Genomic DNA, 25,244 nt, shown 5'->3' with positions numbered 1-25,244 from the left:
AAGTTCTTTCAGGGAGGGGTAACATGCGGTCAAATTCTTTAGCGTTGGTCATCCTTGTGATCCTGGCCTCCGTGGTAGCGGCCTGTACCGGTCGTCCTGCCAGCCCATCTCCTGCCTCCCAACCCACGGCAGGGCCTCCGAACGCGCACGAGGTTACCACCGCAACTGGCGAGTGGCTCAGCGCCAAAGAAGCAGTGACGTTGGCTTATGAAGCCTTAACAGCCGAGTGGAAGCCTAACGCGAAGCTCGCATTTGTGGGGCGCTGGTCACAGTACTGTAAGGACTGTTCCCCGTTTAATGTAGAAGAAGATCCGGGTATCCGTTCCGATGGTCGCCAGATGCACTGGGTAGTCATCCTTGCGAGCCCGGCTTCCGGTGCCGATGTGTTCTATGTAGAGGGTGGGAAGGCCAAGCGGGTGGCATCTGATGTCACAACAATGTACAGCACGTATGACTTGTTCCCTCTGGATGGATGGGTTGATTCAACCGAGATAGATTTTCGCACCTCTCAACCTATGGGGCTGGAGTTAAAGGCAGGCCACTTTTTCGAAGGCGCGGATCCTGACCTAGAGGGTTATGCTGTGCTGTGGCTGGCCGAGACCTCCTTTTGGAAGTTCGATGTCTATGATGCCATGACGGGGCAATTCATCAAATCACGCTGAGCCCTCTCACTCACCCAACTCACTAAGGGCAACCCCGGCGAACGCTCTTGAGCCCATCACCCCGACGCCCCAAAGGGTGCTTATTGGCTCGTTTTGCCCCCGTCCCCTGCATGTCCTCGGGGGTAGCCGTCCTTTTTGTGAATTTCTACACAATTTACCCCAATAGATGACCTTCGGCATGTTATAATCGGAGGCGTATTGCGCCTGCGCCTTGCTTGCCAGGACGCAGAGCCCCCTTTTGACCTGGAGCGAAATACTGATGGCCGCCCCCGATCTGATCTTCCTGCACGCTCCCAGTGTCTATGACTTTCGCCGTGAGGCCATCCTCTTCGGCCCAGTCAGTGATCTGGTGCCCTCCACCCCGGTCTTCGAAATGTACCCGATCGGCTTCACCACCTTGGCCGAGTATCTGGAGCGCCATGGCTTGCGCACGCGCATCCTCAACCTGGCCGTGCGTATGCTGGATGACCCCGACTTTGACCCCGAGGCCTACCTCAGGCACCTGGACGCACTGGCCTTTGGCATTGACCTGCACTGGCTACCCCACGCCCACGGGGCCATCGAGATTGCCCGCATCGTCAAGCGCCAGCATCCCCACCGCGCTGTCATTTTCGGGGGCTTCTCGGCGTCCTACTTCCACCGTGAGCTGATCACCTACCCAGCGGTGGATTTCATCCTGCGCGGCGATTCAACGGAATACCCTCTGCTTCTGCTGATGCAGTACCTACACCGCGGCGGGGCGCTTCATCCCGCCGCCACCAGCCCCGCCGCGCGCGCTTTGGAGGCCATCCCCAATCTAGTGTGGAAGGATGCCGAGGGTGAGGCGCACATCAACCCACTCACTTACTCCCCCGAGACGCTGGATGACCTGCTGCTGGATTACACGCACGTCCTGCGTTCGGTGGTGCGCTACCGCGACCTAGCCTCTTACAAGCCCTTCCGCAACTGGCTGCGTTACCCCATCACCGCGGCGCTTTCGGTGCGCGGCTGTCGCTACAATTGCGTCACCTGCGGCGGCTCGGCCTGCGCCTTCCGCCAGATCCACGGGCGCACCCGCCCGGCCTTCCGCTCGCCCGAAAAACTGGCCCAGGATATCCGCCGCATCGGCGAGTACAGCCGCGGCCCGGTTTTCATCCTCGGCGATATCCGCCAGCCCGGCGAGGACTACGCCCGCCGCTTCCTGGAGGCCATTGCCGGCTACGACCGCCCGGTGTTCATCGAACTCTTCGATGCCGCGCCGCCGGAATTTTTCCAGCAGGTGGCGCGCGCCTTGCCCAACTTCACCGTCGAAATCTCCCTCGAATCCCACGCTGAGCAGGTGCGGCGCGCCTTTGGCCGTCCCTACACCAACGCCGCGATCGAGGCCAGCATGGAGGCCGCTCTCGCTGCCGGCTGCCAGCGCCTGGATATCTTCTTCATGGTCGGGCTGAAGGGCCAAACCTACGATTCCGTTATGGAGACGGTGGAGTATGCACGCTACCTGCTAGAGCGCTTTACCCCGCACTACGGCCCGCGCCTGATTCCTTTCATCTCGCCGCTGGCGCCCTTCCTCGACCCCGGCAGCCAGGCCTTTGAACAGCCCGAAAAGCACGGCTACCGCCTCTTTGCGCGCACGTTGGAAGAGCACCGCCAGCGCCTGCTGGCCCCCTCGTGGAAGTACGTGTTAAATTACGAAACGATCTGGATGAACCGCGATCAAATCGTAGAAGCCACCTACGAGGCCGGCTTGCGTCTGAACGATCTTAAAGGTACGTTTGGGGTGATCGAGCCGGCCCAAGCCGCCGCCACTGCGGCCCGCATCCGCCGCGCGCGCCAACTCATGGCCGAGATTGACCGCATCGTGGCGAGCACGCCCGAGGGCGAGGCGCGCCGCGAGGCCCTGCGCGCCCTCAAAGCCGAGGTGGACCAGGCCAACCTGAGCACCGTCTGCGACAAGCGCGAACTGGAAGTCCCCGTGCGCGGCCCGCGCATCAACCTGCTCCAGGCCGCCCACACCGTCATCGCCGACTGGTGGCAGAGCCGCCTTGCCGGGCGCCAGGTGCCCCTGCGCCACCCGCCGGAGTAGGGGGCTTTCCGGGTAAAAGAGTGCCCTACCCGGATGTAATAATGCAGTTAGCAGCGCCTCTGGGCCTCTCCGGCACAGGGGAAGGCAGCGCAGGATGGGGGTAGATACTCCACGGCACGAGGAGTCTATGACCGAGACGTACACCCTGGATCGCCCCGCCCTCGAACCGTGGCTATGGGCCGCCGCCTGCGTCATGCGCGGCCCCATTGACGCGGCGAAATACAGGGATGATCTCCTGCCGCGCGAAGACGCGCCGGTGCAGTTGCATGAGGCCGAAGAAGAACGCGCCGAGGCCGACCGCGCCCTGTGGAAGGTGCTGAAAGATTGGGGGTTGGGAGGGGAGCATGCCTGACCACGAACTCCCTGACGGCTTCCAGATGACCGAACTCGGCTTGCTACCTTATGTTGTATAATGTTGGATGCAAGCCACCTGGACGCTTCTTGGACTATACGACGGTGCAGGAAACCAAACCGACATTCCTAGTTTACTTCAATCAAAGTTGTTTTCCTTTTCCTTCCCCATCTCGCTTGCCAAGCAACAGGAAATTGCCCGCCTCTTGCAAGCGGCGGATCGTAAGGTTGCCGCCGAAGAGGCGTGCTAACGGGTGCTGCAGGGACTGTTCACAACGCTTTTGCACCATCTGATGACAGGCAAGGTGCGGGCAATTCCCCCAACCCCGGAGACTGCCCCATGATTCAGACTTCCAAGCATTCTACCGTTCAAATTCTCCTCATCCGCTACGCCACTGAAGCAGGATGGAGCCATCTCTCACTCCCGCAGGCGCTCCACCCCTGCGAGAGCGAGAACGCCCCGTTCTCGCGCCGGCTTTCCCTGGAGGCTGTGCAACGCCTCAACCCCGGGCGCCCGGATACCAACCGTGCCAAAAGCCTGGTGCGGCAGTGGGTGATTGTGCATGAATTGCTACACCTGAAGATCCCCCATCATGGCCCTTTGTTCAAAGCCCTAGAAAAAGCCTATTTAAGAAGCCCGCTGAGATGTTAAGCCATTGTCAGCTCATCCCCCGCTTGTGCGGGTATAATTCGGCCCAGAGCGAGAGGGAACGATGACACATATCCTGGTAACCAACGATGATGGGGTCACCGCGCCGGGCCTGCTGGCCCTGGCCCAGGCCATGCGCCGCTTCGGCACGGTGACTGTGCTGGCCCCCGACCACAACTGGTCGGCCTCGGGGCACGTCAAAACCCTGCACCGCCCCTTGCGCGTCAAAGACGTCACCCTGGCCGATGGCACCCCCGCCTTGGCTAGCGACGGCGCGCCCTCCGATTGCGTGGCCCTCGCCGCGCTGGGGCTGATCCCGCACCCGATTGACCTGGTTGTCTCGGGCATCAACCCCTATGCCAACGTGGGCCACGATGTGACCTACTCCGGCACGGTGACTGCGGCCATGGAGGGCACCATCTGGGGCATCCCCTCCATCGCTTTCTCGCTGGATTCCAAAGAGAGCAACCACCTTGACCGCCTGGATTACTCTGCGGCTGCCCACATCGCCACCCTCGTCGCCGAGCAGGTGCTCCGCCAGGGCCTGCCCCCCAACATCCTGCTCAACGTGAACATCCCCTACGCCCCCCTGGCCGAAATCCGCGGCCTGCAGATCACTCGCCAGGGCCTGCGCATCTACCACGATGAGTTGATCCGCCGCGAGGACCCCCGTGGCCGCCCGTATTACTGGATCGGCGGCGAGGAACCGGGCGGTGTAGCCGAAGAGGGCACCGACATCGGCGCCCTGGCCCACAATTATGTTTCAATCACCCCCATTCAGTTAGACTTGACCGCGCACCACTACATTGAGGACCTGCGCCGCTGGCCATGGCCGCCATGGCAGCCCGCTTCCCCTCCATCGCCCACCCCATAGGGCGCATGTTGTCATCCGCATGATCAGGGAGGTGCGTGAATGAGCGAGATACACGACCGGGTTAAAGGGGTGTTGCTGGGACTGGCCTGCGGGGATAAGATCGGCGGGCCGGTGCGCATGGCCATTCGGGTGGCCGAGAGTCTGGTGGCCTGCCGGGCCTTCGATCCCGCGGATGTGCTGGCACGCTACCTGGTCTGGTGGCAACGCGGCGGGTTCGATACCGGCCCCACCGCGGCGGGCGTCTTCGAGCGCCTGCGCCAAGGTTGGGCGCTAGAGGCCGCAGTGCAGGACGTGGATCGCCAGGTTGGGGGCATGACGGCGGGGGTCAACCCGGCCCACCGCAATGCGCCGCTGGCGATGGCCGGCTTCCTGGCAGATGAGGTGCTGGCCGAGGCCGCTCAAACCGAAGCCCGCCTGACCCACGCCCATCCCCTAGCCGGCGATGTGGCAGCGGCGGTAGTCCGCCTGTGTCGTGCCCTCATCCGCGGCCTGCCGTGGGCCGCGGCGCTGGATTTTGCCGCCGCCGGACGCCTTCCCGAGACTCAGAATGCCGTGCGCCACCATTATGATCTGGCGCGTCTTTCGCGGGGTGGCTTCGCCCCCGAGGTGTTGCGCGCAGCGCTGTATTTCCTGGAGCATTTTGATAATTTCCCCGACGCCCTGGAGGCCGCGGTGGATTTTGCCGGTAGCGTCAACTACTGCCCCATCCTGGTCGGCAGCGTAGGTGGTGCCCGCTGGGGGCTGACCGCCGTCCAAGAACTGGGCGCCCACCCCCACCCAGCTTTATCTGCGACCCTCCACGCGCTGGCCGAGCAACTAGCCGCCACGTGGCATGAATAAACCTCCTCGTTCACCGCAGATCGCACCCTGACTTTTGACATGAACGGCCTCTTCACCCATCGCGAGGCAGCGCGCCGGTTGGAAGCCCCACAACGAAAGCCACCCCCGCATCGGCGTCACCTCCCCAGCGGCAGAAACGACCCGCACCCGCCGATCACCGCGGAAGAATACGCTGCGGCCCGCGCCGCCTTGGCGCATAAGGGGGTAGGGTTGGTATTCCGTCTGCTAGGGCAGCATGAATTACCCTATGGCCGGTTCTTGGATAGCCTGGGTCGGGCGGTTAACATGCTGCCTTTCGCGGCGGCCTATGACAAACCCGTTCGCCTCAGTAAATACACCCTCTCAGCCACCGATTGCGCGCTGTTCGAAACCCACTGGTAACCGGCGGGGGAACTAGAGATTGAATAAACGTGGGGATAGGGCCACGAAAAGATGTTGCTCTGCTCTAAAATTAAAACTCACAAGGTATAATAAAGCAGAGAATTGTGGAAAATTTGTTCAGAGAATGACTAGAGCCGGGATGATTTCAACGGTATTGTCGAACTCCACTGCCTCAATCCAAGGGCGACGGGTAGAAGCCCGTTTGCTCCTCGGAGACTGTAGAGAGCAACTCAAATCTCTTCCAGATAACTCAATTGATTTGATTTTTACATCGCCACCCTATGCAGACAGTCGCGCTCATACTTACGGGGGGATTAGGCCTGATGAATACGTAGAGTGGTTCTTGCCTATTTCCGCGGAACTCCTCAGGGTCCTAAAACCAGATGGAACCTTTATTCTCAATATCAAGGAAAAAGTCGTTAAGGGGGAACGCCATACTTATGTTATTGAACTAATCCTTGCCATGCGTAAACAAGGGTGGCTATGGACCGAAGAGTTTATTTGGCATAAAAAGAATTGTTATCCTGGCAAATGGCCCAACCGGTTTCGAGACGCTTGGGAGCGCTTGTTGCAATTCAACAAAAACCGCAAGTTCAAGATGTTCCAAGAAGCTGTTATGGTACCAATGGGTGATTGGGCCGAAAAACGTCTTAAGAAATTGAGTCGCAATGATCTGGTGCGCGATCCTTCTCGAGTCGGAAGCGGTTTTGGAAAACGCGTGGCCAATTGGATTGGGCGCACAATGGTTTACCCCACCAATGTCGTAACGTTTGCTACTGAGACGCGCAACCGTAACCACAGTGCTGTTTTTCCCGAAGACCTCCCTGAGTGGTTTATACGTTTGTTTACCCAGGAGGGCGATTGGGTGCTCGATCCCTTTATGGGGTCGGGCACGACGGTACGAGTGGCACAACGCATGGGACGTAATGCGGTTGGTATTGAAATTATGCCCGAATACTACGAAATGGCACAGCGTGAAATTCCCCCTATGATCGAAATCCCTCCTAAACAGCTTGTTCTTCTCGAGGACAAACGCACCTATGCCTCCCAATCCAATCAATCTGAATGATGTCCAAAAATTCGTAGAAAATCACATTGGAGAATTTCATCAACGGCGCCTAGAAAAGCTAAGAGAACTCAAACTCACCAATATTCTAAAACGAAAAAACCCTTATTTATTCAAAGCCAAGAATATTACAGACGCTCATGACTTGGTCAAACTTTTACTAGATGCCTATCTATCCTCACAGGAAGAAACTGTTTTCGGAGATTTTCTGGAGAAACTGGCGGTTTTTATTTGTAGCCAGGCCTACAATGGGCATAAATCTTCTGCTGAGGGCATTGATCTAGAGTTTGAACGTGATGGAACACTTTATCTGGTTTCCATTAAATCTGGTCCCAACTGGGGGAATAGTAGCCAAATTAAGAAAATGATTGATAACTTCAAAAAAGCGCAACGCATTTTACGCACCAATAACTCAACCTTGCGCATTCAGGCTGTAAATGGATGTTGTTATGGGAAGGATGCTCAACCCGACAAGGGGGATTATCTAAAATTGTGCGGGCAAGCCTTTTGGGAATTTATCTCTGGAAATGATCGGCTTTACCTAGACATTATTGAACCCCTTGGTCATCGTGCCAAAGAACGCAACGAGGAATTCCTCAACGAATATGCCCGTATTATCAACATTTTTACCCAGCAATTTGTGACCCGCTTCTGTGACAACGGCGCAATAAATTGGCAAGCCTTGGTGGCCTTCAATTCTGCGCGCCAGCGTGAGACCTAGCCCTCCCGCGCGCCCCTACGGGCGCGATTCCACCTGGCTGAGGTGGCTAATTCCGTGAGATTGGCTCGGTCCCGGCGCCTTTTTGAGGCGCTCTTTTTTTGTCATGCTATTGACAGAATACTGAAAATTTTCTATAATACTGAAAGAAGGACGGCCATGGTTAACCTTGGTGAGCGTATTCGTGAATTGCGTCTCAGTCGCAACCTGACTCTCAAACAGGTGGCAGAAGATACCGGGTTGTCCGTTTCGTTCCTAAGCATGGTAGAGCGCAACCAGGTTTCGATCAGTGTTGACAACCTGGAAAAGTTGGCGCGCTATTACCAAGTGCATATGGTGTATTTTTTCACCGAGCCGAACCACAATGAGGTGTTTATCGCCCGCCACGAGGAACTAATGCGCGGAAAGGGTCGGCTGGGGCAAAGTCCGGCGGCGGTGACTTTACTGACGAATCAGCCTAACGCCCGGATGGAACCTCTGCTGGTGCACATTGGGCCAGGAAAGGAGGAGCCCCATTTCCGCCAACATCAGGCTGATGTCCTAATATATGTTATCCAAGGCTCCGTGCGTCTCGCTTCTGAAACAGGGGAAGAACACTCGTTGGAAGCGGGAGATTTGGCCTATTATATAAATTTGCCGCGCCGGCGCATCATTAATGCCAGTGCGACTGAGCCCGCCACATTGCTACTGATCACTGCACCACCGACGACCACCCTCGAAGAATTGTTGCAAGCCCGCCAAGGCTCTTGGTTGATGAGCAATAACTCTCAGCACTAAACCACGCTAAAACAGGGCGTGGTTTTTTGTTTCTTGGAGGAGGACGACATATGTATTACGATGAATTTCACAACCACAAATGGGCGCGTAACTTAAAGCATGCTCGTGATCTCTTAGCATTGGGAAACCTTGAGGCCTTCTATCATGGCGAGGAACTGCCGGATGGCGATGTTTTCCCCGGGATGCGCGTAATGGCAGCCTACTTGGTCTCAGTGGAACACGAGATGAAACTGCGCATGCGCATTTTACTCAAGGGAGCGGGTCATCCAGAGTGGGAAAACGATCCCGAGTTGCGGGCAAAAGCACACGAATTTCACGCTCGCTATGTGGCAGATATGAGAGAACTGGTGGAGAGGGATCATATTGTTCCGGTTGAGCGCCTTCAAATTTTATCAGAACGGGGATGGGAGACACCCGCCGATTGGGCGGAGGTGATGCGGGCCAAACAGCAGCAGACGCTGGATGGCATCCGTGCTGGCAGCCTGGAGCCCGATTGGGTAGAGTATTGGTTTGATACTTGTTTACGTGCGGTTTCCAACTACAACCGCTACTTGATTTGGGGTGGTGTCAATGCAGCAGCCCTTTATCAACGTGAAGGGCCAGAAGCATTACGGCGCGCCGTAGACTCCGTGGCCGAGGAATTTATGTGGGCAGTTTCACGCGAATTTTTTGCGGTCGTCATGCCCGCAGCAGGTTTTGAGGATATTGGTGATCTGATGGAACTCGGGCTACGCGGCATGTACACGGATAATTATTACCTCAAAGGCGAGGAACGCCAGGAGGGCGAAAAAACCATTCGAATTAGCATCCTAAAGAATTGCCAACTGGCTGGCATTTACCGCCGCATTGAGGAATGGAGCGGTTTGCCCCCCCAGAGTTTGGGGTACGCCATTTGTCGTTTCTGTGAACGCCACGGAGAGGCCACGATGATGATCACGTTACCGCCTATGGTTGCCCCCACCTATCGCTTGGTTCAGTCGCTCGCCATGCATCCTCACGCGGACGCATGCCGCTTCGAACTAACAACGGTGCCTGCGGATGACATGGATAGGATCCTGAACGTGCAAGAAAAAATTTTTGGCGCATCCTAAAAGGAGGAATGAAAGGAGGAACTAAATTATGCCCAGCATTCGTGACGTAGTGATGAACTTGCCCAATATCTTCAAGGCTGAGAAGGCGAAAGGCTGGAATCGGGTTATCCTGCTTGACCTGGGGGGTGAAGAGCCCTCAAAGTGGACCCTCACCATCCAAGATGGGGTTCTGACCGTAGAAGAAGGGCAGACCAAGCCCCCCAAGTTGATCATCACGGGCAACAGTGAACACATCGTGCAGATGTTTACTGGGGAGGTTCCCCCCATGAAGTTGGTCAATGCAAAATTGATCAAGATGCAGGGCCCGATGATGGATGCGATTGCCTTCTCCGGGTTATGGAACATTCCAAAGAAGGAAGAGAAAAACACCTGACAGACTCAAAGCAGTTCAAGGGCATAAACGGGAAAAGCCAGTCTCAACTCAATTGATATTTCTGCATGAGGAGGCAAGAATTGAACACGGGAATTCTTGCATATGGTGTGGCGTTGCCCAAATACCGTATCGAAGCCCAGGAAATCTGGCGGGTATGGAAGAATATTTCACCTCACTTCTTCGATATGCTCTCGATTGGCGAACGCGGCGTGCTTGGGCCTGAAGAGGACACCTTGACGCTCGCCAATGAAGCGGCACGCCAAGCACTGGGTCGCAGTGGACTTGAGCCTCAAAAAATCGGCGCTGTTGTTCTAGGAAGTGGCACAAGCCCCTATGCCACTAAAGCAGCGGCCACAGTCCTCATTGATACCCTGGGCTTACCGGCCTCGGCACTGACCGCCGATGTTCAATGTGCTGATAAATCGGGCTCAACCGCGCTATGGATGGTAGCCGCTATGATTGAAGCCGGCTTAATTGAGTACGGCTTGGTCGTTGCCGCCGATACGATCAACCGTCATACCGCTCCGGGCATGATCGTGGAATACGTGGCCTCGGCAGCGGCGGTGGCGTTCATCTTGGGCAAAGAGCAGCCCATTGCCCGATTGGAAGCCTACGCAACCCATAATCACGATCAGAACGATTATTTCCGCACGGAGGGCGAACGCTACATCCAGGCCGGAGCGGGCTTTTATGGTTGGGTGGCCAATTGGGGTCTGCTTGATCATGTCGTACCGGCAGGTCAAGCCCTTTTCGCCCAAACCGGTCTGACCCCAGCGGACTTCGCCAAATTTGCGGTACCACAGAAAACCGGGGTGCGTCCACTGATGACCATGGGGAAATTGGGCCTGGACGTGATGCAAGTATTGCCCTACGTGCTCACCCATCAAATCGGGGATTGCGGTGCCGCAGGGGTTCCGCTTTCGTTGGCACATATTCTCGACTTTGCTGAACCTGGCGAGCGGATCGGGGTATTAGATTACGGCGCTGGCGCGGGCTGTGATGCCTGGTCGCTGGTTTGCACCGAAGCCATCAGCGAACGCCGTCCCCAGAGTGGGTTGGTGATTGAACAACTTGAGGACAAAATCATGGTGGATTATGCCACCATGCTCAAGTTTGAACAGAAGATGATCCAATCGCCTCACCGCTTATCAAACTTCTATTGAGGCAAGAGGAGGTTGTATGGGCAAAATTCATCGCAGGGTGATGTTGGTAGGTGGCGCTATTACACCACCAGGCCTGCCAATGGATTGGACTTGGCGGCAGATGGCAGCGGAAGTCTTTTGGAAAGCCCTGAACGAAGTGGGAATTCCGGTTAAAGATGTCGATCTTGTCGCTTGTAATTACAACGACCGCGCCATCGCCGATTCATCGCCTGGCCCTCAGATTGCCGATGCCTTGGGGATCATCCCCAAGCCAGTGGTGCCCATCGCAAATGCCTGCGCCGGCAATGGGATCGCCTCATATGTGGCTTGGAACGCCATCGCTTCCGGAAGGTGCGACATCGTGGTCTCTATGGGGTTTGCCCGCGCCGACAACTACGATGCAATGGAAGCCATGAACAGCCAAGGCAACTATGTAGATTTCGACTACCTGTTAGGGCTCACCCATATCAACTACGGCACCATGCGGGCAGCTTACTACCGCCAAAAATATCAGGTACCCCTCGAGGCCGCTGGACAATGGGCCTATCAATGCCACTGGTATGCACGGCGCAACCCACTGGCGGTGGAATACAGCAAGCCCATGCCCTTGTTGGAGGAATTGTGCGCTGATACGCCTGAAGGCGAGCGCAATCGTCAGGCCACTAATCGTGGGGGCGTGGCCAGTGCCTTGGTTTTAGTTGGAGAGGACATTGCCCATCGCTTCACCGATAAGCCGGTCTATTTCGATGTTGCCTATGCCTTTAGCCCACCTTATATCGGAAACTTTTTCCATTACCCTGTAGACGCCCTCAAAGAGTACGATTTGGGTGAACTCTCCGGGCTCATGGTAGCCGCCAAAGAAGCCTATGCAATCGCCGGTATTCACCCTGAGGATATTAATATCGTGCAGGTTCACGATCTGACCGCCTATGAGGGCATGATGGCCTTAGAGGCACTGGGGATCTGTCCTCTCGGGCACGGCAAGGATTATGTCCTTTCCGGGGGAATGACCCTCGAAAGCCGTTGCCCGGTGAATACCTACGGAGGCGGCATCGCTTTTGGACATGGATCAGCGGGTTCGGATTTCCAAATCGGGGTTTTGGAAAACTTCTGGCAGATCACGGGCCAAGCCGGAGAACGCCAAGCCAATGAACCGCGCGTCGGGGTTAATTCCTCATACGGTACGCATCACTCCTTGGATGTTGTCGGCGTGGTGCAGAAAGGATGGTAGGGATGAGCGAACAGTTTCCAGATCAATTTGTACGCTGGGATACCTTTTCGAGTGCCCTTTGGTATCGCACGCGACACGCCCGCTACCGACTGATGGGCACCCGTTGCACAGCCTGCGGCCAGATTTACTTTCCGCCGCGCACTGACCTTATCTGCCCAGCCTGCCACCAACGTGCCATGGAACCGTATCAATGCGCTCACACTGGCGAGGTGGTGTGCGTTGCGCTGGATGATATGGGCTTCCCGGCTGTGGGCTATGGCAACCATCTGCCCCGCGTCCAAGCCATTGTTCGCCTAGACGATGGCATCCATCTTATGGTGGACCTTTTGCAGGTAAGTGATCCGCAGGCCGTCAGGCCAGGGGCACGGGTGCGCATGGTTTTGCGCAAACACAAACGCGAGGATACTGGTGCCTGGGTCTACGGATATGGTTTCGTACTAGAGAAATAGTTCATCTCAAAAGCCCCGTCCTTGCAAACCTAGAAAGGAACCTCTCTCATGGCAGAACAGACCACTGCGGCTGAGCCCATGGGGATCAAATGGGGCCCGATTCGCCTTCTCAGCGGGATCACCCAACTCAATATGGGGACTTACCTCTTCGGAGCAGGCTTGACGATGCTTTTAGCCACCTTCATCCCCCAAGCTCAGCCCTTTATCTTAACCGAGATCTTACGCATTCCGCATGTGCAACAAGGACAGGTCAGCGGGTATCTGGGATTGGCCCACACGCTCGTGGCCGTCATCATGCCAGGAATTTGGGGAACACTTTCTGATCGAACCAGTCGGCGCATTGTTTACGCCTTAGGGCTAATGATAGCCGCCATTGGCATTGCTACCTATCCACTGGCAGCCACTATAGTGGCCTTGCTGCTATTTCGCATGCTCTTTTCCGCAGGTATCAGCGCCGCCAACACGATGAACAATGCGCTCTTAGGGGATTACGTAGCTCCAGGTGATCGTGGCAAAGCCTACGGAATCGTTTCGGTCAGCGGTGGATTAGGTGCGTTGATAACAGTATTTGTCCTATTGCGTTTACCCGCGATCTTTCAGGAGATGGGGTTATCTCCTGTGGCTGCTGGTCGTTATACCTTTTGGGTAGCTGCACTGATTGCCCTATTAGGTACCCTCGTAGTTATCAACGGTTTGGTAGGAAGGCCCCAACAACAAGCCGAAAAGCGTAGTGTCGTGCAGATCGCTCGCGAGGCCCTCCACGCTGCTGCCACAAACCCCAACATCCTGCTCGCTTATGGGGTTAACTTTGTTGCTTCCGGCACCCTAAGCGCGATGGGAACCTTTTTTAGTCTGTGGTTGGTCAATTACGGCGTGACTCAAGCGGGCATCACCAGCGCTGAGGCTTTAGCCAGAGCGGGCATGATCATCGGTCTGGCACAAATAGTGGGCTTAGTTGCTTCGCCATTCTTTGGCGTTCTTTCGGACCGGTTTGGACGAGTTCGTTCGGTCATTTTAGCCACTAGCCTTACGGCAGTTGTGTTTGCGGCTACCCTCCTAATATCAAACCCATTGAGCGGGACAATCTTTGTTCTGGGTGTATTTCTAGGTCTGGCCCAGGTGAGCGGGATCATCACAGGAGGGGCATTGATCGCTCACCATGCGCCTGAATCTGTGCGGGGCGCAGTGATGGGATTTTATGGGTTCTGCGGCTCCTTGGGGATCATGCTCGTCTTTGTTTTAGGAGGTTGGCTTTTTGACCGTTGGCTGTATCAAGGACCTTTCGTTCTGGTGGCCATTCTTTGCTTGGTTGTGACGATTTGGGGATTTCTAGTGAACAAAAGAAAGAGCTAAGGGATCAGCGAGGGGCGCAATGGAGACCTATCCGCTTGGATTGGCACTGTTTGACTTTGTACCGGTAACAATCTTCCTGGTGGGCGCCTATTTTTTGGTGCGGCTAGCGATGCATTGCCGTTCACGTCCTACCGGGCGTATGGCCATGGCTGGTGCCCTGCTGATCTTTCTGGGCGGCTTCCTCAAAGCTCTATGGAAACTGCTCTACACGATTAACATAGGCAATTATCGGTGGATGAGTGAATTACAGTTTTCTTTAGTTGCCCCAGGCTTCTTGGCTCTCCTCGTGACCGCCATATATATAGCTTTGAGCCAACATAAAGCACCGCGGCTGGCTCCCGTTTTGGCGCTGGCGGGATGGAAGATCCCCCTGCTTATCCTGATGACGTTATCTGCTGTTGCCGCCCACGGCATTCTAGCCTTCTTGGCCTTTAGGCGCGAACGTTTCATAGCCGCGGTGGGCTTTATAACGGCCTTTATCTGCACCTTGGGAATGGGTGGTCTAGCTTCGGGTGAGCAAACGGTGGCTCGCCAATGGCTTGCCGAGAGTGTAAACACCATGGGACAATCTGGGTTTGCGCTGGGATGTTATTTACTTTATCGCGACTATGCCGTACCTCGAAAGGAGTGTGAATGATGGAGCCCAAATCGGCGCTTCGACTGGGCTGGAAAGTGGGGCTTTTTTACCTGGTCTTCATGGCACTCTATGCTCTTTATCGTTTCTTTCCCGTATTCCCTCTCTCGATCTTTGCGGGCGTAACTGAATCAAATTTCCAGCACTACAAGGCCACGTTCTTCTCGTTTCTGATTGCGGGGGGCATCGAATATCTTATCAAGCACCGCGATGTAACCCATCTGGATCTGTTTTGGTATCCCCGTTTACTGGCGGCCGTATTTTCACCTTGGGTGGTTTTTCTCTTCTGGTATGTGGCTCCAGCGGTGTATGGCCGGTTTCCCTCTATTGCGCTCGAGATCGTCTATGCTAACCTGATCACCCTTCTGGTCGGCGTCGTTGTCGTTTCGCTGGAACGTGCGTTCGTCTCAATCCAATACACACGCCTGCTCAGGAGCCTTGTGTGGGGGCTGGTTTTGGTGTCTGTGTTGATATATATGGTGTTTACTTTCTCTCATTTGCCGTGGGCAGATGTTTTCGTTGAGCCCAAATGGCATTAAGCAATCTCAAACCGTCTGGGAGGGCACTATGTACAAACGATTTGAAAACAAGGTGGCCATTGTCACCGGCGCAGCGTCCGGCATTGGGCGGGCAACCGCAGTGCGGTTTGCCGAAGAGGGGGCGAAACTCAGCATCTGTGACGTCAACATGGAAGGTCTTCAAGAAACCGAACGCTTGGTTCTGGAAAAAGGCGCGGAATGCCTTGTTTCGCGCGTGGACGTGCGCAGTTGGGATGAGGTTCAAGCGTGTGTTAACCGCACTTTAGAACGCTTTGGCACCATTGACATTTTAGTTAACAATGCAGGCACGGGGCAATTCGTTCCCTTCGTTATGATTGACGATGACGAATATAACCGCGTTATGGACATCAATGTGCGCGGTATTTTCTACTTTAGCAAGGCCGTCCTGCCCATTATGATGGACAAAGACTACGGCAAGATTGTGAACGTAACCTCAATCATGGGCGAAGTGGCTGGCCAGGGGCAGTCCATCTACAACGCTAGCAAAGGCGCAGCAAAGATGATGACCCAGGGAATAGCCGTGGATTGTTCGGGATACAACATTAATGTCAACGCTGTGGCGCCTGGTATGGTGCTGACTGGGCTGACCAAAAACATGTTAGGTGATCCAGATCAAGCTCAATATTTCTTGGAGCGCATTCCCAAGCGTCGCATCGGCGAACCGGAAGACATCGCCGCCGCCATTCTCTTCCTCTGCTCTGATGAGGCGTCCTACATCCATGGGGCTACATTGCATGTAGATGGCGGGATGATGTGCACCCGAATGTGAGCCGCGTGCCCCTACGGGCGCGATTCCACCTGGCTGGCGCGATCGGAGCACAGGCAAGCGCGGATGCGCTGGCCGCGCTGCACCAGGTAGCCCTCGTAAGGCACGCTGCCATTGACCGCCACCCAGCCCTCTAAGTTGAACGCCAGTGGGCCATCGGCGGCGATCCACTCGCCATTGTAGCGGCGGGCGATGTGCACGTGCGTCCCAGTAGCAGTGCCCCCCTCGCAGGAAGGCCGCCCAATGGGGTCGCCCGCCTTGAGCACTGTGCCCAGCGCCGGCAAACTATCCTGGGCCAGGTGCAGGTAGTAGATTGTCCAGCCGGTGCGCTCATCCCCATCCCCATCTAGATCGAGCACCACGCTGGCCGTGTCCACCCGCGCGATCACGCCATCCGCCACGGCAGTGGCCCATTCCTCGCTGGGTCGGCACCCCCCCACCACTGCCGGCGGGGCAAAATCCAGCGCCGCCAGCGGTTCCCCACTGCCCCAAGCGGTATGCGGCCCACCCGTGAACGACCAGCGCTTGCCCGGTGCAAAGGGGAAGCGCAGGGTCGGCTGCTCCAGGCTCCCAGGCAGATGTGGTTGCACGTCCTGCCAAGGGTCACCGAAGAGAGCACGGTAAGTCGCCGCCAGCCCCTCCGGCCCGATGGCGCGGTCGTAGGCCGCGCCGCCGAGCAGGCGCGAAAAGTAATAATGCAACGCCGCGCTGGCCGCGTTCTGCCACGGGTCCAGGGTTTCCTCTCGCCCATCCGGCAAGTCAATACTGATCAAGGTGCCGTTGCGCCAGGCGTAATAGCCGTTGTTAAGGGTGTTGGCCGCCCAGGTCAGTTGTTGCCCCAGCCCCGCGTAGCGTGCATCACGGTAACCCAGCGGGTAGTTTCCCAGATCGGCGGGCATCTCAGGCTGGCTGAGCGCGCCGGTGTGGTATTCGAGCAGCGCCAGCAGCAGGCGCGGGCTAAGGCTGAAATTCTTGGCGATATGAGCAATGATCTCCCCCCCGCGGCGATTCTGCCCCCCCAGATACGTTACGTAGGACTTAAACCACCCGGGCTGGGCATCCACGAACGCCACCGGGTCAAACCCCTGCTGGGCCGGCCCATGGATAAAGAGGCTATCCGGTAGAATTTGATAGGGATTGCCCCACAGGGGGCGGTAATAAATGGGGATTTTCATCGGCAGGCCCGGCGGCAGGGTGGTCACCCGTTCGGGCAAGATAGGGTTGGCCGCGCGGATCTCTGCCTCGGTGGTATTGAAGCGTGCCGCCAACGCCGGCAGGGTATCCCCGGTTTGGGCGGTGTAGTCCACCAAGGTGCCCGGCGGGTAGGGCGGGCGCGTGGCAAAAGCGGTCGCCGTGGTCACCAGCGTGGGCGTCGCCGCCAGGCGCGTAGCAGCCAAATCCGCCAAGGGCTGACGGCTTGGCGCCGGCGCACAGGCCACCACCACTGCGCTGAGGAGCAGAAACCATCCCAGGAGGTTCAATCGACGCATAAACGATCACAGCAATCCACGGCGATTCAGCGGGCGGGGCGGGTGATGTGGGTTTCAAAAGAGGCGCAGGTGCAGGCTTTCACCACCTGATCCCCTTGCACCAGGCGACCCTGGTAGGGGGCGCTGCCCGCCTGCGCGCGCCAGCCATCCAGGACGAACGGCAAGGGGCCATCTGCCAGCACCCACTCGCCATTGTACTTGCGCGCCAAGTGCACATGGGTGCCGGTAGCCGAGCCCCCTTCGCACGAGGGATGCCCCACCAATGCGCCTTGCTCCAGCCAGGTGCCGACCGGGGGGCGGCCCTCACTGGCAATGTGCAAGTATAACACGGCCCAGCCAGTCTGTTCGTGCCCATCCCCGTCCAGGTCGAGCACCACTACGCCTTTCTCCGAGCGCACCACCAACCCACCCGCCACTGCTGTGACCCACTCCTCTGAAGGCGCGCAGCCGCTCTGCGTGCTTGAGGGCGCAAAATCCAGCGCCGCCAGCGCGCTATCTGGCCCCCAGGCCGAATGCGGCCCGCCCGTGAAGGCCCAGGTATGGCCGGGCAGGAAAGGTAGGATGAAATCGGGCTGGGTAACTCCCGGCGGAATGAGCGGCTCCACCGTGCGGGCGCGCAGCCACGGGCTGCCGAACATGCGCTCATACACGGCCGGGAAGGCTGCCTCGCCGTACAAGACCGCCTGCCAGCGCGGATAGGGATAGAGTTGCGCAAACAGATACTGTAGGGCCACCGAACCAGCGTTCAGGTTCGGCGCTAAGCGCAGCGTGCTGCCGTCCTTAAACGTCAGCGTGGTCAGCCGCCCCTCGCGCCAGCGGTAGTAACCGATGAAGAGGTTCTGCACCGCCCAGGTCAGTTGCTTGTAGAGGCCCTTGCGCTCCAGGGCAACCCACCCGAGCGGGTAATCCACCTTGGCCAGCGAATCCGGTTGCCCATACACCCAACCGCTCTGGTACTCCACCAGCGCTAGGAGCAGGCGCGGGTTGACCGAGTTCTCAGTGGCCACCCGTTCGATCACCCCGGCGCCGGTGTAGGTGCGGTCGGTCAGGTACTCGCGGTAAGCCGCCAAGTACCCTCCGGCGGACTGCACAAAAGTCTCAATATCAAACCCCACGGCCGAGGGGGAATACACCACTTCGCTATCTGGTAGGAGCGCCTGATCCGGCCCTAGCCCGTCCAAGCGGTTGGGGATGACCAACAACTGCCCTGGGGTGATCAGCCCAGTAGGGTCGAGCGGGTCGGGAGAAGTGATCTCCTCCGCGGCCACCCCGTAGCGTATCGCCAGCGCGGGCAGGGTATCGCCGGCCTGGGCGTAATAAAGGATGGGTGGGCGCGGGGTGCCGGCCTCAATAAGGGTGGGGGTAGATGTCGGCATGGGCGGGATAGGAGTAGGCGCCTCGGCCAGCGTGGCCGCCTGAAGCGACGGCGCGGCGGGGAGAGTGGGCAGGTTGAGCGCCGGAGGGGTGATCTCGCTCCCACCCCCCGCACCGCTGTGCAGGGCCGCTGTGGCGGTCAGTTCCGCCGCGCTCAAGTAGGCGGCCGATCCCCCGCAGGCCAGCGCGCTCACCATCCAGGTCAGCAGGACGGCCAGACCCCCCACGCGTTCAGCGCTGGATCTGATTCTGGGGAATGCGCCGCTCCGAGGCCTCGAGTACCACGCCATCACGCACCAACGTTCCTTCATATTCTACCCCCTTCCCCTGCGAAATCCAACCCTCCAGGTTGAAAGGCAGCGGGCCGTCGGCGGGGATCCATTCGCCGTTATAGCGCCGGGCGATGTGCACGTGAGTGCCGCTGGAGACCCCGCCCTCACACGAGGGATGCCCAATGCGCTCACCGGCTTTGAGCCACGTGCCCGGCGCCACCCGGTCAGCGGTGGCAATGTGCAGGTAAAAGAGGCTCCAGCCAGTCTGCTCGTAACCGTCGCCGTCCAGGTCGAGCACCACCACCGCCGGTTCGGAGCGCACCACCCGCCCATCCGCCGCGGCGGTGACCCAGGCATCGCTCTCGCGGCAGCCGTAGCGCCCATCCGAGGGGGCAAAATCCAGCGCTGCCCACGCCGAGCCATCCCCGTAGCCCCCGTGCGGCCCGCCGGTAAACGACCAGGTCACCCCCGGCTCAAAGGGCAGTTGCAGCGCCGGCTGGGTGAGGTTGGGGGGAAGCAGCGGCTCAACAGCCCAATCGAAGGGGTAGCCGAAAAAGCGCTCCAAAGTGGCAAAAACCCCCGACTCGCCCACCGCCCGCTCCCATTCAGCGCGCCCATACAGCAGGCTGAAGAGATACTGCACCCCCGCCGTGCCGGCGTTGATTGTGTTGGCGGCGGGGACGATGCTGCCATCAGCCAGCAGGAAGTGCCCCAGCGCGTTCACCCGCCATAGGTAGTACCCCCGGTTCAGGTTGTTAGCTGCCCAGGCCAGTTGGCGGTACAGCCCCTTGCGCCGCAAATCCACGTAGCGCAGGGGGTAGTCCTGCCAGGCTGCGTCGGGCTGGGGTTGAGTGACCCAGCCGCTCTGGTACTCCAGCACTGCCAGGAGCAGGCGCGGGTTGACCGAGAAGTTGCGCGCAATCTCGCTCACGATCTCCGCCCCGCTCAAGGTCACCTCGCCCAGGGTCTCCTGGTAAGTGGCCAGGTAGCCCCCCTGAGCAGCGATCCAGGCGGCCACATCAAAGCCCACGGTGGCCGGGCCGTAAATAAGTTCCGAGTCGGGGATGATCTTGAAAGCCGGGGCGCTCCCGGCGGGCGTCGGCGCCGGGATGACCAGCACCTGCCCGGGGTAGAGCAGGTCGGGGTTGGGGATCTGGTTGGCGGTGATGAGGGCTTCCAAAGAAAGCCCGTAGCGCGCGGCGATCTGCCCCAGGGTGTCGCCGGATTGCACCGTGTAGGTCTCTTCTTCGATGCGCAGGGTCGGCAGGACGCGCGGAGGATCGGGGGTGGGGGTGTAAAGCGGCGCACCCGGCGGACGGGTAGGGGGGTGGAAGGGCAGCGGCGTGCCGGCGGCGAAGGTTGCCTCAACGGGCCGGGGCGAAGTGACCGGCACCCACAGCGGCGCCCGATCTACGTAGCGCACGCAGGCCAGCAAGAGCCAACCCATCCCCCACACCATCAGCACAAGCCACCTGCTGCGGCGCCGCATGGCTCTCTCCCTCAGGCGCGGAACGGCATGTGCCGCCCAGCGATGAAGTGCATGTGCAGGTGAAACACCGATTGCCCCGCATGCGGGCCGGTATTGACGATCAGGCGGTAACCGCTCTGGGCAACGTGGTAGGTCTCGGCCAGGTGGCGTGCCACGATAAACATCCGCCCTAACGCCGCCTCATGCTCTGGCGCTACCTCATTGACCGACTCAAGGTGCACATTAGGCACGATCAGATAATGGTGAGGCGCAATCGGGTGGATATCCGGGAAGGCGGTCACCAGGTCATCCTGGTACAGAAGGCGCGTGGAGGTCTCACCGCGCACGATGCGGCAGAAAGGACAGCCATCCATCCAGCGGTTGGTCATGACCTTCACTCCATAGGCAAAGCATTCGCTGCCGCGCAGTGCTGGCGGTACCAGGCCAGTTCCTGCGCGCGTTGGGCAGCGGCAAAGGCTTGTGCGGCCTCAGCGATGGCCACCGCGGCATCCAGGTTGACATAAGCCGTAGTGCCCCAGTAGCGCGGCAGGACCATTAGTGGATCGCGCATGGCCTGTTCGGGCGCGCCGAGCGGGATCCAGTTAAACATCAGGGGGCCGCGGGCGTAGGCCGTGAAGCCCAGCTCGTACCCGGCCTGGCGGGCGATCTGAACAGCGCGGGCGGTGAAGTTGCCGCCGGGCCAGATGAAAGCGCGCGGGCGCACCCCCAGGTGCGTCGCCAACGCCGCGATGGGGCCTTCAATCTCCTGGTGCAGGATCTCCTCCGGCGTGGTCTCGGTGAAGTAGGTCTCGGCGTTATGCAGAAAGCCATGCGCCTGCACCTCTACCCGGCCGGTCGCCACCAGGTCGCGGATCGCCTGCCATTCGCGTTCATCGCCCACGCCGGTAATGTAGGCCATCGTTAGCGTCCAATCGTAGGTCTCCAAAAGCGGCAAAAAGTGCGTGCGCACCGTCCCCTGTGAGCGGTCATCCACGATGATCAGCAGGGAACGCGGGGGGATATAGGCATTATGGTGCAAGAAATCGGCCAGTTGTGCTGTGGTGATGGTCTGAAAACCCAGGTCGTGGGCATGTTTCAGGGTGGCCGCCAGGTAATCGGCACTGACGGTGATGTTGTCGCGAATCGGGCGGCCGCTCTGACGCACACTGTGGTACATGAAGGGCACCACAATCGTGCCCGGAGCAGCGTTGCCGGGCGCCCAGCGCAGACGTAGGTAGGTGCACGCCTCCAGATAGGTCTGCGGGGTGACCCCGGGCAGCAGCAGGCGGGTCTCAAAGACGGGCGGCGGAGTGGCGGTAGGCAGCGGAGGAAGAGGGGAAGACGCGGTAGGAATGGCCGTGGAAGATGAGGAGGGCGTGACCGATGGCCGCAGTAAAGCGAGGGTGGGCGTGACCGTGCGGTCTGAGGCTGGCGGCGCCAAGGCGGTGGGGGTGGCCCACGGCATCGCCCCCCAGGCAGTGGCACAGGCACTCAGCCCCACGCTCAGGAGCAGCCCGAGCGCCCACCCGCAAAGCCGCCTGCGCCGGTTGATAGAGGAAGAAAGGCGCCTCATCACCACCAACGGGCTAGACCACGCGGCTACACCTTCTCGCCGCGGATGAAGGCCTCGGTCATCTCGCGGGCAACTTCATCCTTGAACTGCTTGGGCGGGGTCTTCATAAAGTACGCCGCCGGGCCGTAGAGCGGACCGCCAATGCCGCGGTCTAGCGCCAGTTTGACACAGCGGATGGCATCAATGACCACCCCCGCCGAGTTGGGCGAGTCCCACACTTCCAGTTTGGCTTCCAGATTGAGCGGCACTTCGCCAAAGGTGGTGCCTTCCATGCGGATGTAGCACCACTTGCGGTCGGTCAGCCAGGGCACGTAGTCGCTCGGCCCAACGTGAATGTTATCCTCCGGCAGGGTGTAGGGCAACATGCTGGTCACCGCGCCGGTCTTGGAAATCTTCTTGGATTCCAGGCGCTCGCGCTCCAGCATGTTCAGGAAATCAGTGTTCCCGCCGAAATTCAATTGGTAAGTGCGGTCCAGGCGCACCCCGCGATCCACAAAGAGGCTGGTCAGCACGCGATGCAGAATGGTCGCCCCCACCTGGCTCTTGATATCATCGCCGATGATGGGCAGATTCTGATCCACGAAGCGCTTTGACCAGTATTCCGAACTGGCGATGAAGACCGGGATGGCATTGACAAAGCCGCACCCCGCATCCAGCACCTGCTCCACGTACCACTTGGTCGCCATCTCCGAACCTACCGGCAGGTAGTTGACCACCACATCGGTGCCGGTGTCTTTGAGGATCTTGACGATATCGGCCGTGGGGCCGGGGGCTTTGCGCACAATCTGGCTGAGGTACTTGCCCAGCCCATCGTGGGTCATGCCGCGGTAAACCGGCACGTTCAGGTGGGGCACCTCGGCAAACTTGTAGGTGTTGTTGGGATAGGCAAAGATGGCCTCAGAGAGGTCCTTGCCCACCTTGGTATCCACCACATCAAAGGCTGCCGAGAACTCGATATCCCGAATATGGTAGCCGCCTAGGTTGACGTGCATCAACCCCGGAATGCGGTCGGTATCCGCTGCGTTGCGGTAAAAATAGACCCCTTGCACTAGGGAAGAGGCGCAGTTACCCACGCCAATGATAGCCACGCGGACTTTTTTGCCGTCACTCATCGGTCATTACTCCTGCACGAAGGTTAAGATTGCATCCAGCCGTGCTGGGGCGCAGCACCTCTTGATTATACCCTCGGCCACGGGGGAGTGGGAGGGCGAATTTTACGGCCGGGCGGTGAAGGTGAGCGTCAGTTTAACCGCGTCCTCGGTGCGCAGAATGCCCACCAAGTCAATCGGGCCAATGCCGAAATCGCTCATCAAGATTGTCGTGGTGGCGGTGCCGCTCAGCGTTTGGCCTTCCAACCGCGCCGTAACCGCGAAGGTGACCGGGCGGGTGGTTTGGCGCACGGTCAGGTCGCCGCGCACGCGGAAGGTGTAGTCCTGCCCCTCCACATAGGCGGTCGGCAACCCCTCCACCGCCGTGGGGGTAAAGGTGACCAGTGGGTAGCGCGCCGATTCGAGGGCATTGTTGCGAAGGTAATTATCGCGGCGGCTGCTGTCGGAGCGCAACTGGCTCACATCCACCGTAATCGGCCCCAGGCGGCTGGCTGGCGGGTCAGCCAGGTTGGCTTCAATTTGGCCCTCGATAGCCGTGGTCACCCCCACTGCAATGTTGAAGCGGTTGTTCTGGTTGAAGAAGGTCTCGCCGACCTCGTAAGAGGCCTGCGATTCGCCCGGCACAATCCTAAAGATCACGCTATTGGCACGGCCGGCCGCCGCGGCCGTGGGGACAGGCGCGGTAGCGGTGGCCGGGGGCGGCTCCGTGGGAACAGACGTGGAACTCGGTAGGGCAGGGGTTGATGTGGGGGCGGGTGAGGTCATAGGGGGCGCCGGCACGCAGGCCAGCAATCCCAGCCCCAGCAACACCAGGCCCAACCCGGCTAGTCGGTAGCTCATAGCACCTCCATCGGCACATGCGCACTAGAAAGTCACACCCAATAACTCATCATAGTTTACCATATTTATCAATATTTGCTTGGCGCGGTGCTTTTCTAAAAAAAAGAGCGGCCCCAATGAGAACACGGTCCTGGATTTTTTATTTATGGCCATGGAGCCTGCTCGGACTGATGAGCGGGTGGCTAATCGCCTGCGCTGCGCCGGGGCGCACAGCCCCAACCGCTCCACCCACGCCGAACCGCACCCTGACCGCAGTCGGGGGTACGGCGCGCCGCTCGCCTGCCCCGCCCACTCCCACGCTTCCCAGCCCCACCCCCACTTTACCGCCCCCACCAGACGGGCTCAGCAGCCCCGCCTGCGCAAACCCCTACCTGCCGGTGCGTCAAGGCGCCACCTGGGACTACCGACTCAGCAATGACGTGACCGATACCTTCACCCGCCCCATCACCGAGTTAACCCCAGACGGCTTCGTGGATCAGGATGAATTTTCGGCTGGAGCGGTGCGCCGGGGACGTTGGCAGTGCGAGAACGGCAGCCTGATCTACCTCACGCCGGGGCCAGTGGCAGGGTCGGTTTTTGCCGGGCCGATGCAGACGGAGGTTACGCTCGAATCTAACCAGGGCTTCTATCATCCGGCGGATCTGCACCCGGGACAGACCTGGCAGCAAAAAACGGTGTTCAAAGGCAAGAGCACCCTGGAAGGGGCGGGGGTGCTGGAGTCGCGCAGTGAGGTGAATTATGCCTGCCGCGCCGAGGCGTTTGAAACCGTGACCGTACCCGCCGGAACGTTCGAGGCCGTGCGGGTGACCTGCGAGACGCATCACACCCTTACCCTGGCCGTAGGGATGACGTTTGAACTGACCACGCACTCTACCCTCTGGCTGGCGCGCGGCGTGGGCCTGGTGAAGGCGATTGACAAGACCGAGGGTCCCCCCAGCACCCTGGAGTTGCTCGCCTATCACCTGCCGTAGAGCGGGGCAAAACCGTCCTTTCTTTTTTCCAAAAAATTTGGCGCAGTGGGGCTTGCATTGCGCGGGGAAACTCTCTATAATAAGAGCAACCCCTCCCGCACCTTAACAAGTGCATAGCCTGAGGATCGGACGGGTTGCCAGGAGAGAAAAACGCATGCCTGCGAG

General features: G+C 58.9%; 27 protein-coding genes. 20 read left to right on the top strand and 7 right to left on the bottom strand.

Annotated features, from left to right (window positions below; all coding sequences use genetic code 11):
- Positions 1 to 23: 23 nt before the first annotated feature.
- The 19 genes from Q0721_RS11025 (at position 24) to Q0721_RS10935 (ending at position 15,985) form a co-directional block, all read left to right on the top strand.
- Positions 24 to 662, top strand: a complete 639-nt coding sequence (locus tag Q0721_RS11025; protein WP_299029778.1) for a hypothetical protein — start codon at positions 24 to 26, stop codon at positions 660 to 662.
- 259 nt (positions 663 to 921) lie between these two features.
- Positions 922 to 2,727: a TIGR04190 family B12-binding domain/radical SAM domain protein gene (locus Q0721_RS11020; protein ID WP_299029775.1), complete on the top strand. Its 1,806-nt coding sequence runs from the start codon at positions 922 to 924 to the stop codon at positions 2,725 to 2,727.
- Positions 2,728 to 2,854: 127 nt separating this feature from the next.
- Complete coding sequence (locus Q0721_RS11015) at positions 2,855 to 3,079, top strand: hypothetical protein (protein ID WP_299029772.1); 225 nt, start codon at positions 2,855 to 2,857, stop codon at positions 3,077 to 3,079.
- A 339-nt stretch (positions 3,080 to 3,418) separates the two neighbouring features.
- Positions 3,419 to 3,730 (top strand): DUF45 domain-containing protein, encoded by a 312-nt coding sequence (locus Q0721_RS11010; RefSeq protein WP_299029769.1) that lies wholly within the window; start codon positions 3,419 to 3,421, stop codon positions 3,728 to 3,730.
- 61 nt (positions 3,731 to 3,791) lie between these two features.
- On the top strand, positions 3,792 to 4,601 hold the full coding sequence (gene surE, locus Q0721_RS11005) for a 5'/3'-nucleotidase SurE (protein ID WP_299029766.1): 810 nt from the start codon (positions 3,792 to 3,794) through the stop codon (positions 4,599 to 4,601).
- 39 nt (positions 4,602 to 4,640) lie between these two features.
- Entirely contained in the window at positions 4,641 to 5,441 is an 801-nt protein-coding gene (locus Q0721_RS11000) for an ADP-ribosylglycohydrolase family protein (protein ID WP_299029763.1), read from the top strand.
- A gap of 39 nt (positions 5,442 to 5,480) precedes the next feature.
- Positions 5,481 to 5,822: a hypothetical protein gene (locus Q0721_RS10995; RefSeq protein ID WP_299029760.1), complete on the top strand. Its 342-nt coding sequence runs from the start codon at positions 5,481 to 5,483 to the stop codon at positions 5,820 to 5,822.
- Between the two features lie 139 nt (positions 5,823 to 5,961).
- A complete protein-coding gene (locus tag Q0721_RS10990; protein WP_299029757.1) occupies positions 5,962 to 6,891 on the top strand; it encodes a site-specific DNA-methyltransferase in 930 nt (309 codons plus the stop codon).
- Positions 6,863 to 7,609: a PmeII family type II restriction endonuclease gene (locus Q0721_RS10985; RefSeq protein WP_299029754.1), complete on the top strand. Its 747-nt coding sequence runs from the start codon at positions 6,863 to 6,865 to the stop codon at positions 7,607 to 7,609. Before Q0721_RS10990 ends, Q0721_RS10985 begins: the two co-directional genes overlap by 29 nt.
- Before the next feature lie 156 nt (positions 7,610 to 7,765).
- Complete coding sequence (locus Q0721_RS10980; RefSeq protein ID WP_299029751.1) at positions 7,766 to 8,383, top strand: helix-turn-helix transcriptional regulator; 618 nt, start codon at positions 7,766 to 7,768, stop codon at positions 8,381 to 8,383.
- Between the two features lie 50 nt (positions 8,384 to 8,433).
- A complete protein-coding gene (locus Q0721_RS10975) occupies positions 8,434 to 9,474 on the top strand; it encodes a hypothetical protein (protein WP_299029748.1) in 1,041 nt (346 codons plus the stop codon).
- 28 nt (positions 9,475 to 9,502) lie between these two features.
- A complete protein-coding gene (locus Q0721_RS10970) occupies positions 9,503 to 9,847 on the top strand; it encodes an SCP2 sterol-binding domain-containing protein (RefSeq protein WP_299029745.1) in 345 nt (114 codons plus the stop codon).
- Positions 9,848 to 9,927: 80 nt separating this feature from the next.
- Positions 9,928 to 11,010 carry a hydroxymethylglutaryl-CoA synthase gene (locus Q0721_RS10965; RefSeq protein ID WP_299029743.1) on the top strand — a complete coding sequence of 361 codons (1,083 nt, stop codon included), beginning with the start codon at positions 9,928 to 9,930 and terminating at the stop codon, positions 11,008 to 11,010.
- A 16-nt stretch (positions 11,011 to 11,026) separates the two neighbouring features.
- On the top strand, positions 11,027 to 12,220 hold the full coding sequence (locus Q0721_RS10960; RefSeq protein WP_299029741.1) for a thiolase family protein: 1,194 nt from the start codon (positions 11,027 to 11,029) through the stop codon (positions 12,218 to 12,220).
- A gap of 2 nt (positions 12,221 to 12,222) precedes the next feature.
- Positions 12,223 to 12,669, top strand: a complete 447-nt coding sequence (locus Q0721_RS10955; protein WP_299029739.1) for a zinc ribbon domain-containing protein — start codon at positions 12,223 to 12,225, stop codon at positions 12,667 to 12,669.
- Between the two features lie 48 nt (positions 12,670 to 12,717).
- Positions 12,718 to 14,022: an MFS transporter gene (locus tag Q0721_RS10950; RefSeq protein WP_299029736.1), complete on the top strand. Its 1,305-nt coding sequence runs from the start codon at positions 12,718 to 12,720 to the stop codon at positions 14,020 to 14,022.
- Between the two features lie 19 nt (positions 14,023 to 14,041).
- A complete protein-coding gene (locus Q0721_RS10945; protein ID WP_299029733.1) occupies positions 14,042 to 14,659 on the top strand; it encodes a hypothetical protein in 618 nt (205 codons plus the stop codon).
- On the top strand, positions 14,656 to 15,195 hold the full coding sequence (locus tag Q0721_RS10940) for a hypothetical protein (RefSeq protein ID WP_299029730.1): 540 nt from the start codon (positions 14,656 to 14,658) through the stop codon (positions 15,193 to 15,195). Before Q0721_RS10945 ends, Q0721_RS10940 begins: the two co-directional genes overlap by 4 nt.
- 28 nt (positions 15,196 to 15,223) lie before the next feature.
- Positions 15,224 to 15,985 carry an SDR family oxidoreductase gene (locus Q0721_RS10935; RefSeq protein ID WP_299029728.1) on the top strand — a complete coding sequence of 254 codons (762 nt, stop codon included), beginning with the start codon at positions 15,224 to 15,226 and terminating at the stop codon, positions 15,983 to 15,985.
- Positions 15,986 to 15,996: 11 nt separating this feature from the next.
- Here Q0721_RS10935 and Q0721_RS10930 read toward each other — a convergent pair whose 3' ends face one another.
- From Q0721_RS10930 to Q0721_RS10900, 7 genes are all read right to left on the bottom strand, one after another.
- Complete coding sequence (locus Q0721_RS10930) at positions 15,997 to 17,472, bottom strand: LysM peptidoglycan-binding domain-containing protein (RefSeq protein ID WP_299029725.1); 1,476 nt, start codon at positions 17,470 to 17,472, stop codon at positions 15,997 to 15,999.
- Positions 17,473 to 17,498: 26 nt separating this feature from the next.
- Entirely contained in the window at positions 17,499 to 19,157 is a 1,659-nt protein-coding gene (locus Q0721_RS10925; protein WP_299029722.1) for a hypothetical protein, read from the bottom strand.
- Positions 19,078 to 20,607, bottom strand: a complete 1,530-nt coding sequence (locus Q0721_RS10920) for a LysM peptidoglycan-binding domain-containing protein (protein ID WP_299029719.1) — start codon at positions 20,605 to 20,607, stop codon at positions 19,078 to 19,080. Before Q0721_RS10920 ends, Q0721_RS10925 begins: the two co-directional genes overlap by 80 nt.
- An 11-nt stretch (positions 20,608 to 20,618) precedes the next feature.
- Positions 20,619 to 20,975 (bottom strand): histidine triad nucleotide-binding protein, encoded by a 357-nt coding sequence (locus Q0721_RS10915; protein ID WP_299029716.1) that lies wholly within the window; start codon positions 20,973 to 20,975, stop codon positions 20,619 to 20,621.
- Positions 20,976 to 20,980: 5 nt separating this feature from the next.
- Positions 20,981 to 22,159 carry a polysaccharide deacetylase family protein gene (locus tag Q0721_RS10910; RefSeq protein ID WP_299029713.1) on the bottom strand — a complete coding sequence of 393 codons (1,179 nt, stop codon included), beginning with the start codon at positions 22,157 to 22,159 and terminating at the stop codon, positions 20,981 to 20,983.
- A gap of 26 nt (positions 22,160 to 22,185) precedes the next feature.
- A complete protein-coding gene (locus Q0721_RS10905; RefSeq protein WP_299029710.1) occupies positions 22,186 to 23,271 on the bottom strand; it encodes an inositol-3-phosphate synthase in 1,086 nt (361 codons plus the stop codon).
- A 102-nt stretch (positions 23,272 to 23,373) separates the two neighbouring features.
- Positions 23,374 to 24,108 (bottom strand): YceI family protein, encoded by a 735-nt coding sequence (locus Q0721_RS10900; protein WP_299029707.1) that lies wholly within the window; start codon positions 24,106 to 24,108, stop codon positions 23,374 to 23,376.
- A gap of 116 nt (positions 24,109 to 24,224) precedes the next feature.
- Between Q0721_RS10900 and Q0721_RS10895 the strand changes: the two genes are divergently transcribed.
- Complete coding sequence (locus tag Q0721_RS10895) at positions 24,225 to 25,079, top strand: hypothetical protein (protein ID WP_299029704.1); 855 nt, start codon at positions 24,225 to 24,227, stop codon at positions 25,077 to 25,079.
- Positions 25,080 to 25,244: the final 165 nt, after the last annotated feature.

This window comes from uncultured Thermanaerothrix sp., assembly GCF_938028735.1.
Lineage (GTDB): Bacteria > Chloroflexota > Anaerolineae > Anaerolineales > Anaerolineaceae > Thermanaerothrix.
This window is presented reverse-complemented; position numbering and strand designations above follow the sequence as displayed.

Excerpts from the sequence above, each read along its gene's own strand:
- Q0721_RS10925 (WP_299029722.1), bottom strand. The coding sequence starts at position 19,157 with ATGAAGGAACGTTGGTGCGTGATGGCGTGGTACTCGAGGCCTCGGAGC.
- Q0721_RS10970 (WP_299029745.1), top strand. The coding sequence starts at position 9,503 with ATGCCCAGCATTCGTGACGTAGTGATGAACTTGCCCAATATCTTCAAG.
- Q0721_RS10990 (WP_299029757.1), top strand. The coding sequence starts at position 5,962 with ATGATTTCAACGGTATTGTCGAACTCCACTGCCTCAATCCAAGGGCGA.
- Q0721_RS10900 (WP_299029707.1), bottom strand. The coding sequence starts at position 24,108 with ATGAGCTACCGACTAGCCGGGTTGGGCCTGGTGTTGCTGGGGCTGGGA.
- Q0721_RS10935 (WP_299029728.1), top strand. The coding sequence starts at position 15,224 with ATGTACAAACGATTTGAAAACAAGGTGGCCATTGTCACCGGCGCAGCG.
- Q0721_RS10905 (WP_299029710.1), bottom strand. The coding sequence starts at position 23,271 with ATGAGTGACGGCAAAAAAGTCCGCGTGGCTATCATTGGCGTGGGTAAC.
- Q0721_RS10930 (WP_299029725.1), bottom strand. The coding sequence starts at position 17,472 with ATGCGTCGATTGAACCTCCTGGGATGGTTTCTGCTCCTCAGCGCAGTG.
- Q0721_RS10940 (WP_299029730.1), top strand. The coding sequence starts at position 14,656 with ATGATGGAGCCCAAATCGGCGCTTCGACTGGGCTGGAAAGTGGGGCTT.
- Q0721_RS10955 (WP_299029739.1), top strand. The coding sequence starts at position 12,223 with ATGAGCGAACAGTTTCCAGATCAATTTGTACGCTGGGATACCTTTTCG.
- Q0721_RS11025 (WP_299029778.1), top strand. The coding sequence starts at position 24 with ATGCGGTCAAATTCTTTAGCGTTGGTCATCCTTGTGATCCTGGCCTCC.
- Q0721_RS10920 (WP_299029719.1), bottom strand. The coding sequence starts at position 20,607 with ATGCGGCGCCGCAGCAGGTGGCTTGTGCTGATGGTGTGGGGGATGGGT.
- Q0721_RS10980 (WP_299029751.1), top strand. The coding sequence starts at position 7,766 with ATGGTTAACCTTGGTGAGCGTATTCGTGAATTGCGTCTCAGTCGCAAC.
- Q0721_RS10995 (WP_299029760.1), top strand. The coding sequence starts at position 5,481 with ATGAACGGCCTCTTCACCCATCGCGAGGCAGCGCGCCGGTTGGAAGCC.
- Q0721_RS10910 (WP_299029713.1), bottom strand. The coding sequence starts at position 22,159 with ATGAGGCGCCTTTCTTCCTCTATCAACCGGCGCAGGCGGCTTTGCGGG.
- Q0721_RS11015 (WP_299029772.1), top strand. The coding sequence starts at position 2,855 with ATGACCGAGACGTACACCCTGGATCGCCCCGCCCTCGAACCGTGGCTA.
- Q0721_RS10945 (WP_299029733.1), top strand. The coding sequence starts at position 14,042 with ATGGAGACCTATCCGCTTGGATTGGCACTGTTTGACTTTGTACCGGTA.
- Q0721_RS10950 (WP_299029736.1), top strand. The coding sequence starts at position 12,718 with ATGGCAGAACAGACCACTGCGGCTGAGCCCATGGGGATCAAATGGGGC.
- Q0721_RS10985 (WP_299029754.1), top strand. The coding sequence starts at position 6,863 with ATGCCTCCCAATCCAATCAATCTGAATGATGTCCAAAAATTCGTAGAA.
- Q0721_RS11010 (WP_299029769.1), top strand. The coding sequence starts at position 3,419 with ATGATTCAGACTTCCAAGCATTCTACCGTTCAAATTCTCCTCATCCGC.
- Q0721_RS10975 (WP_299029748.1), top strand. The coding sequence starts at position 8,434 with ATGTATTACGATGAATTTCACAACCACAAATGGGCGCGTAACTTAAAG.
- surE (WP_299029766.1), top strand. The coding sequence starts at position 3,792 with ATGACACATATCCTGGTAACCAACGATGATGGGGTCACCGCGCCGGGC.
- Q0721_RS10960 (WP_299029741.1), top strand. The coding sequence starts at position 11,027 with ATGGGCAAAATTCATCGCAGGGTGATGTTGGTAGGTGGCGCTATTACA.
- Q0721_RS11020 (WP_299029775.1), top strand. The coding sequence starts at position 922 with ATGGCCGCCCCCGATCTGATCTTCCTGCACGCTCCCAGTGTCTATGAC.
- Q0721_RS11000 (WP_299029763.1), top strand. The coding sequence starts at position 4,641 with ATGAGCGAGATACACGACCGGGTTAAAGGGGTGTTGCTGGGACTGGCC.
- Q0721_RS10895 (WP_299029704.1), top strand. The coding sequence starts at position 24,225 with ATGAGAACACGGTCCTGGATTTTTTATTTATGGCCATGGAGCCTGCTC.
- Q0721_RS10915 (WP_299029716.1), bottom strand. The coding sequence starts at position 20,975 with ATGACCAACCGCTGGATGGATGGCTGTCCTTTCTGCCGCATCGTGCGC.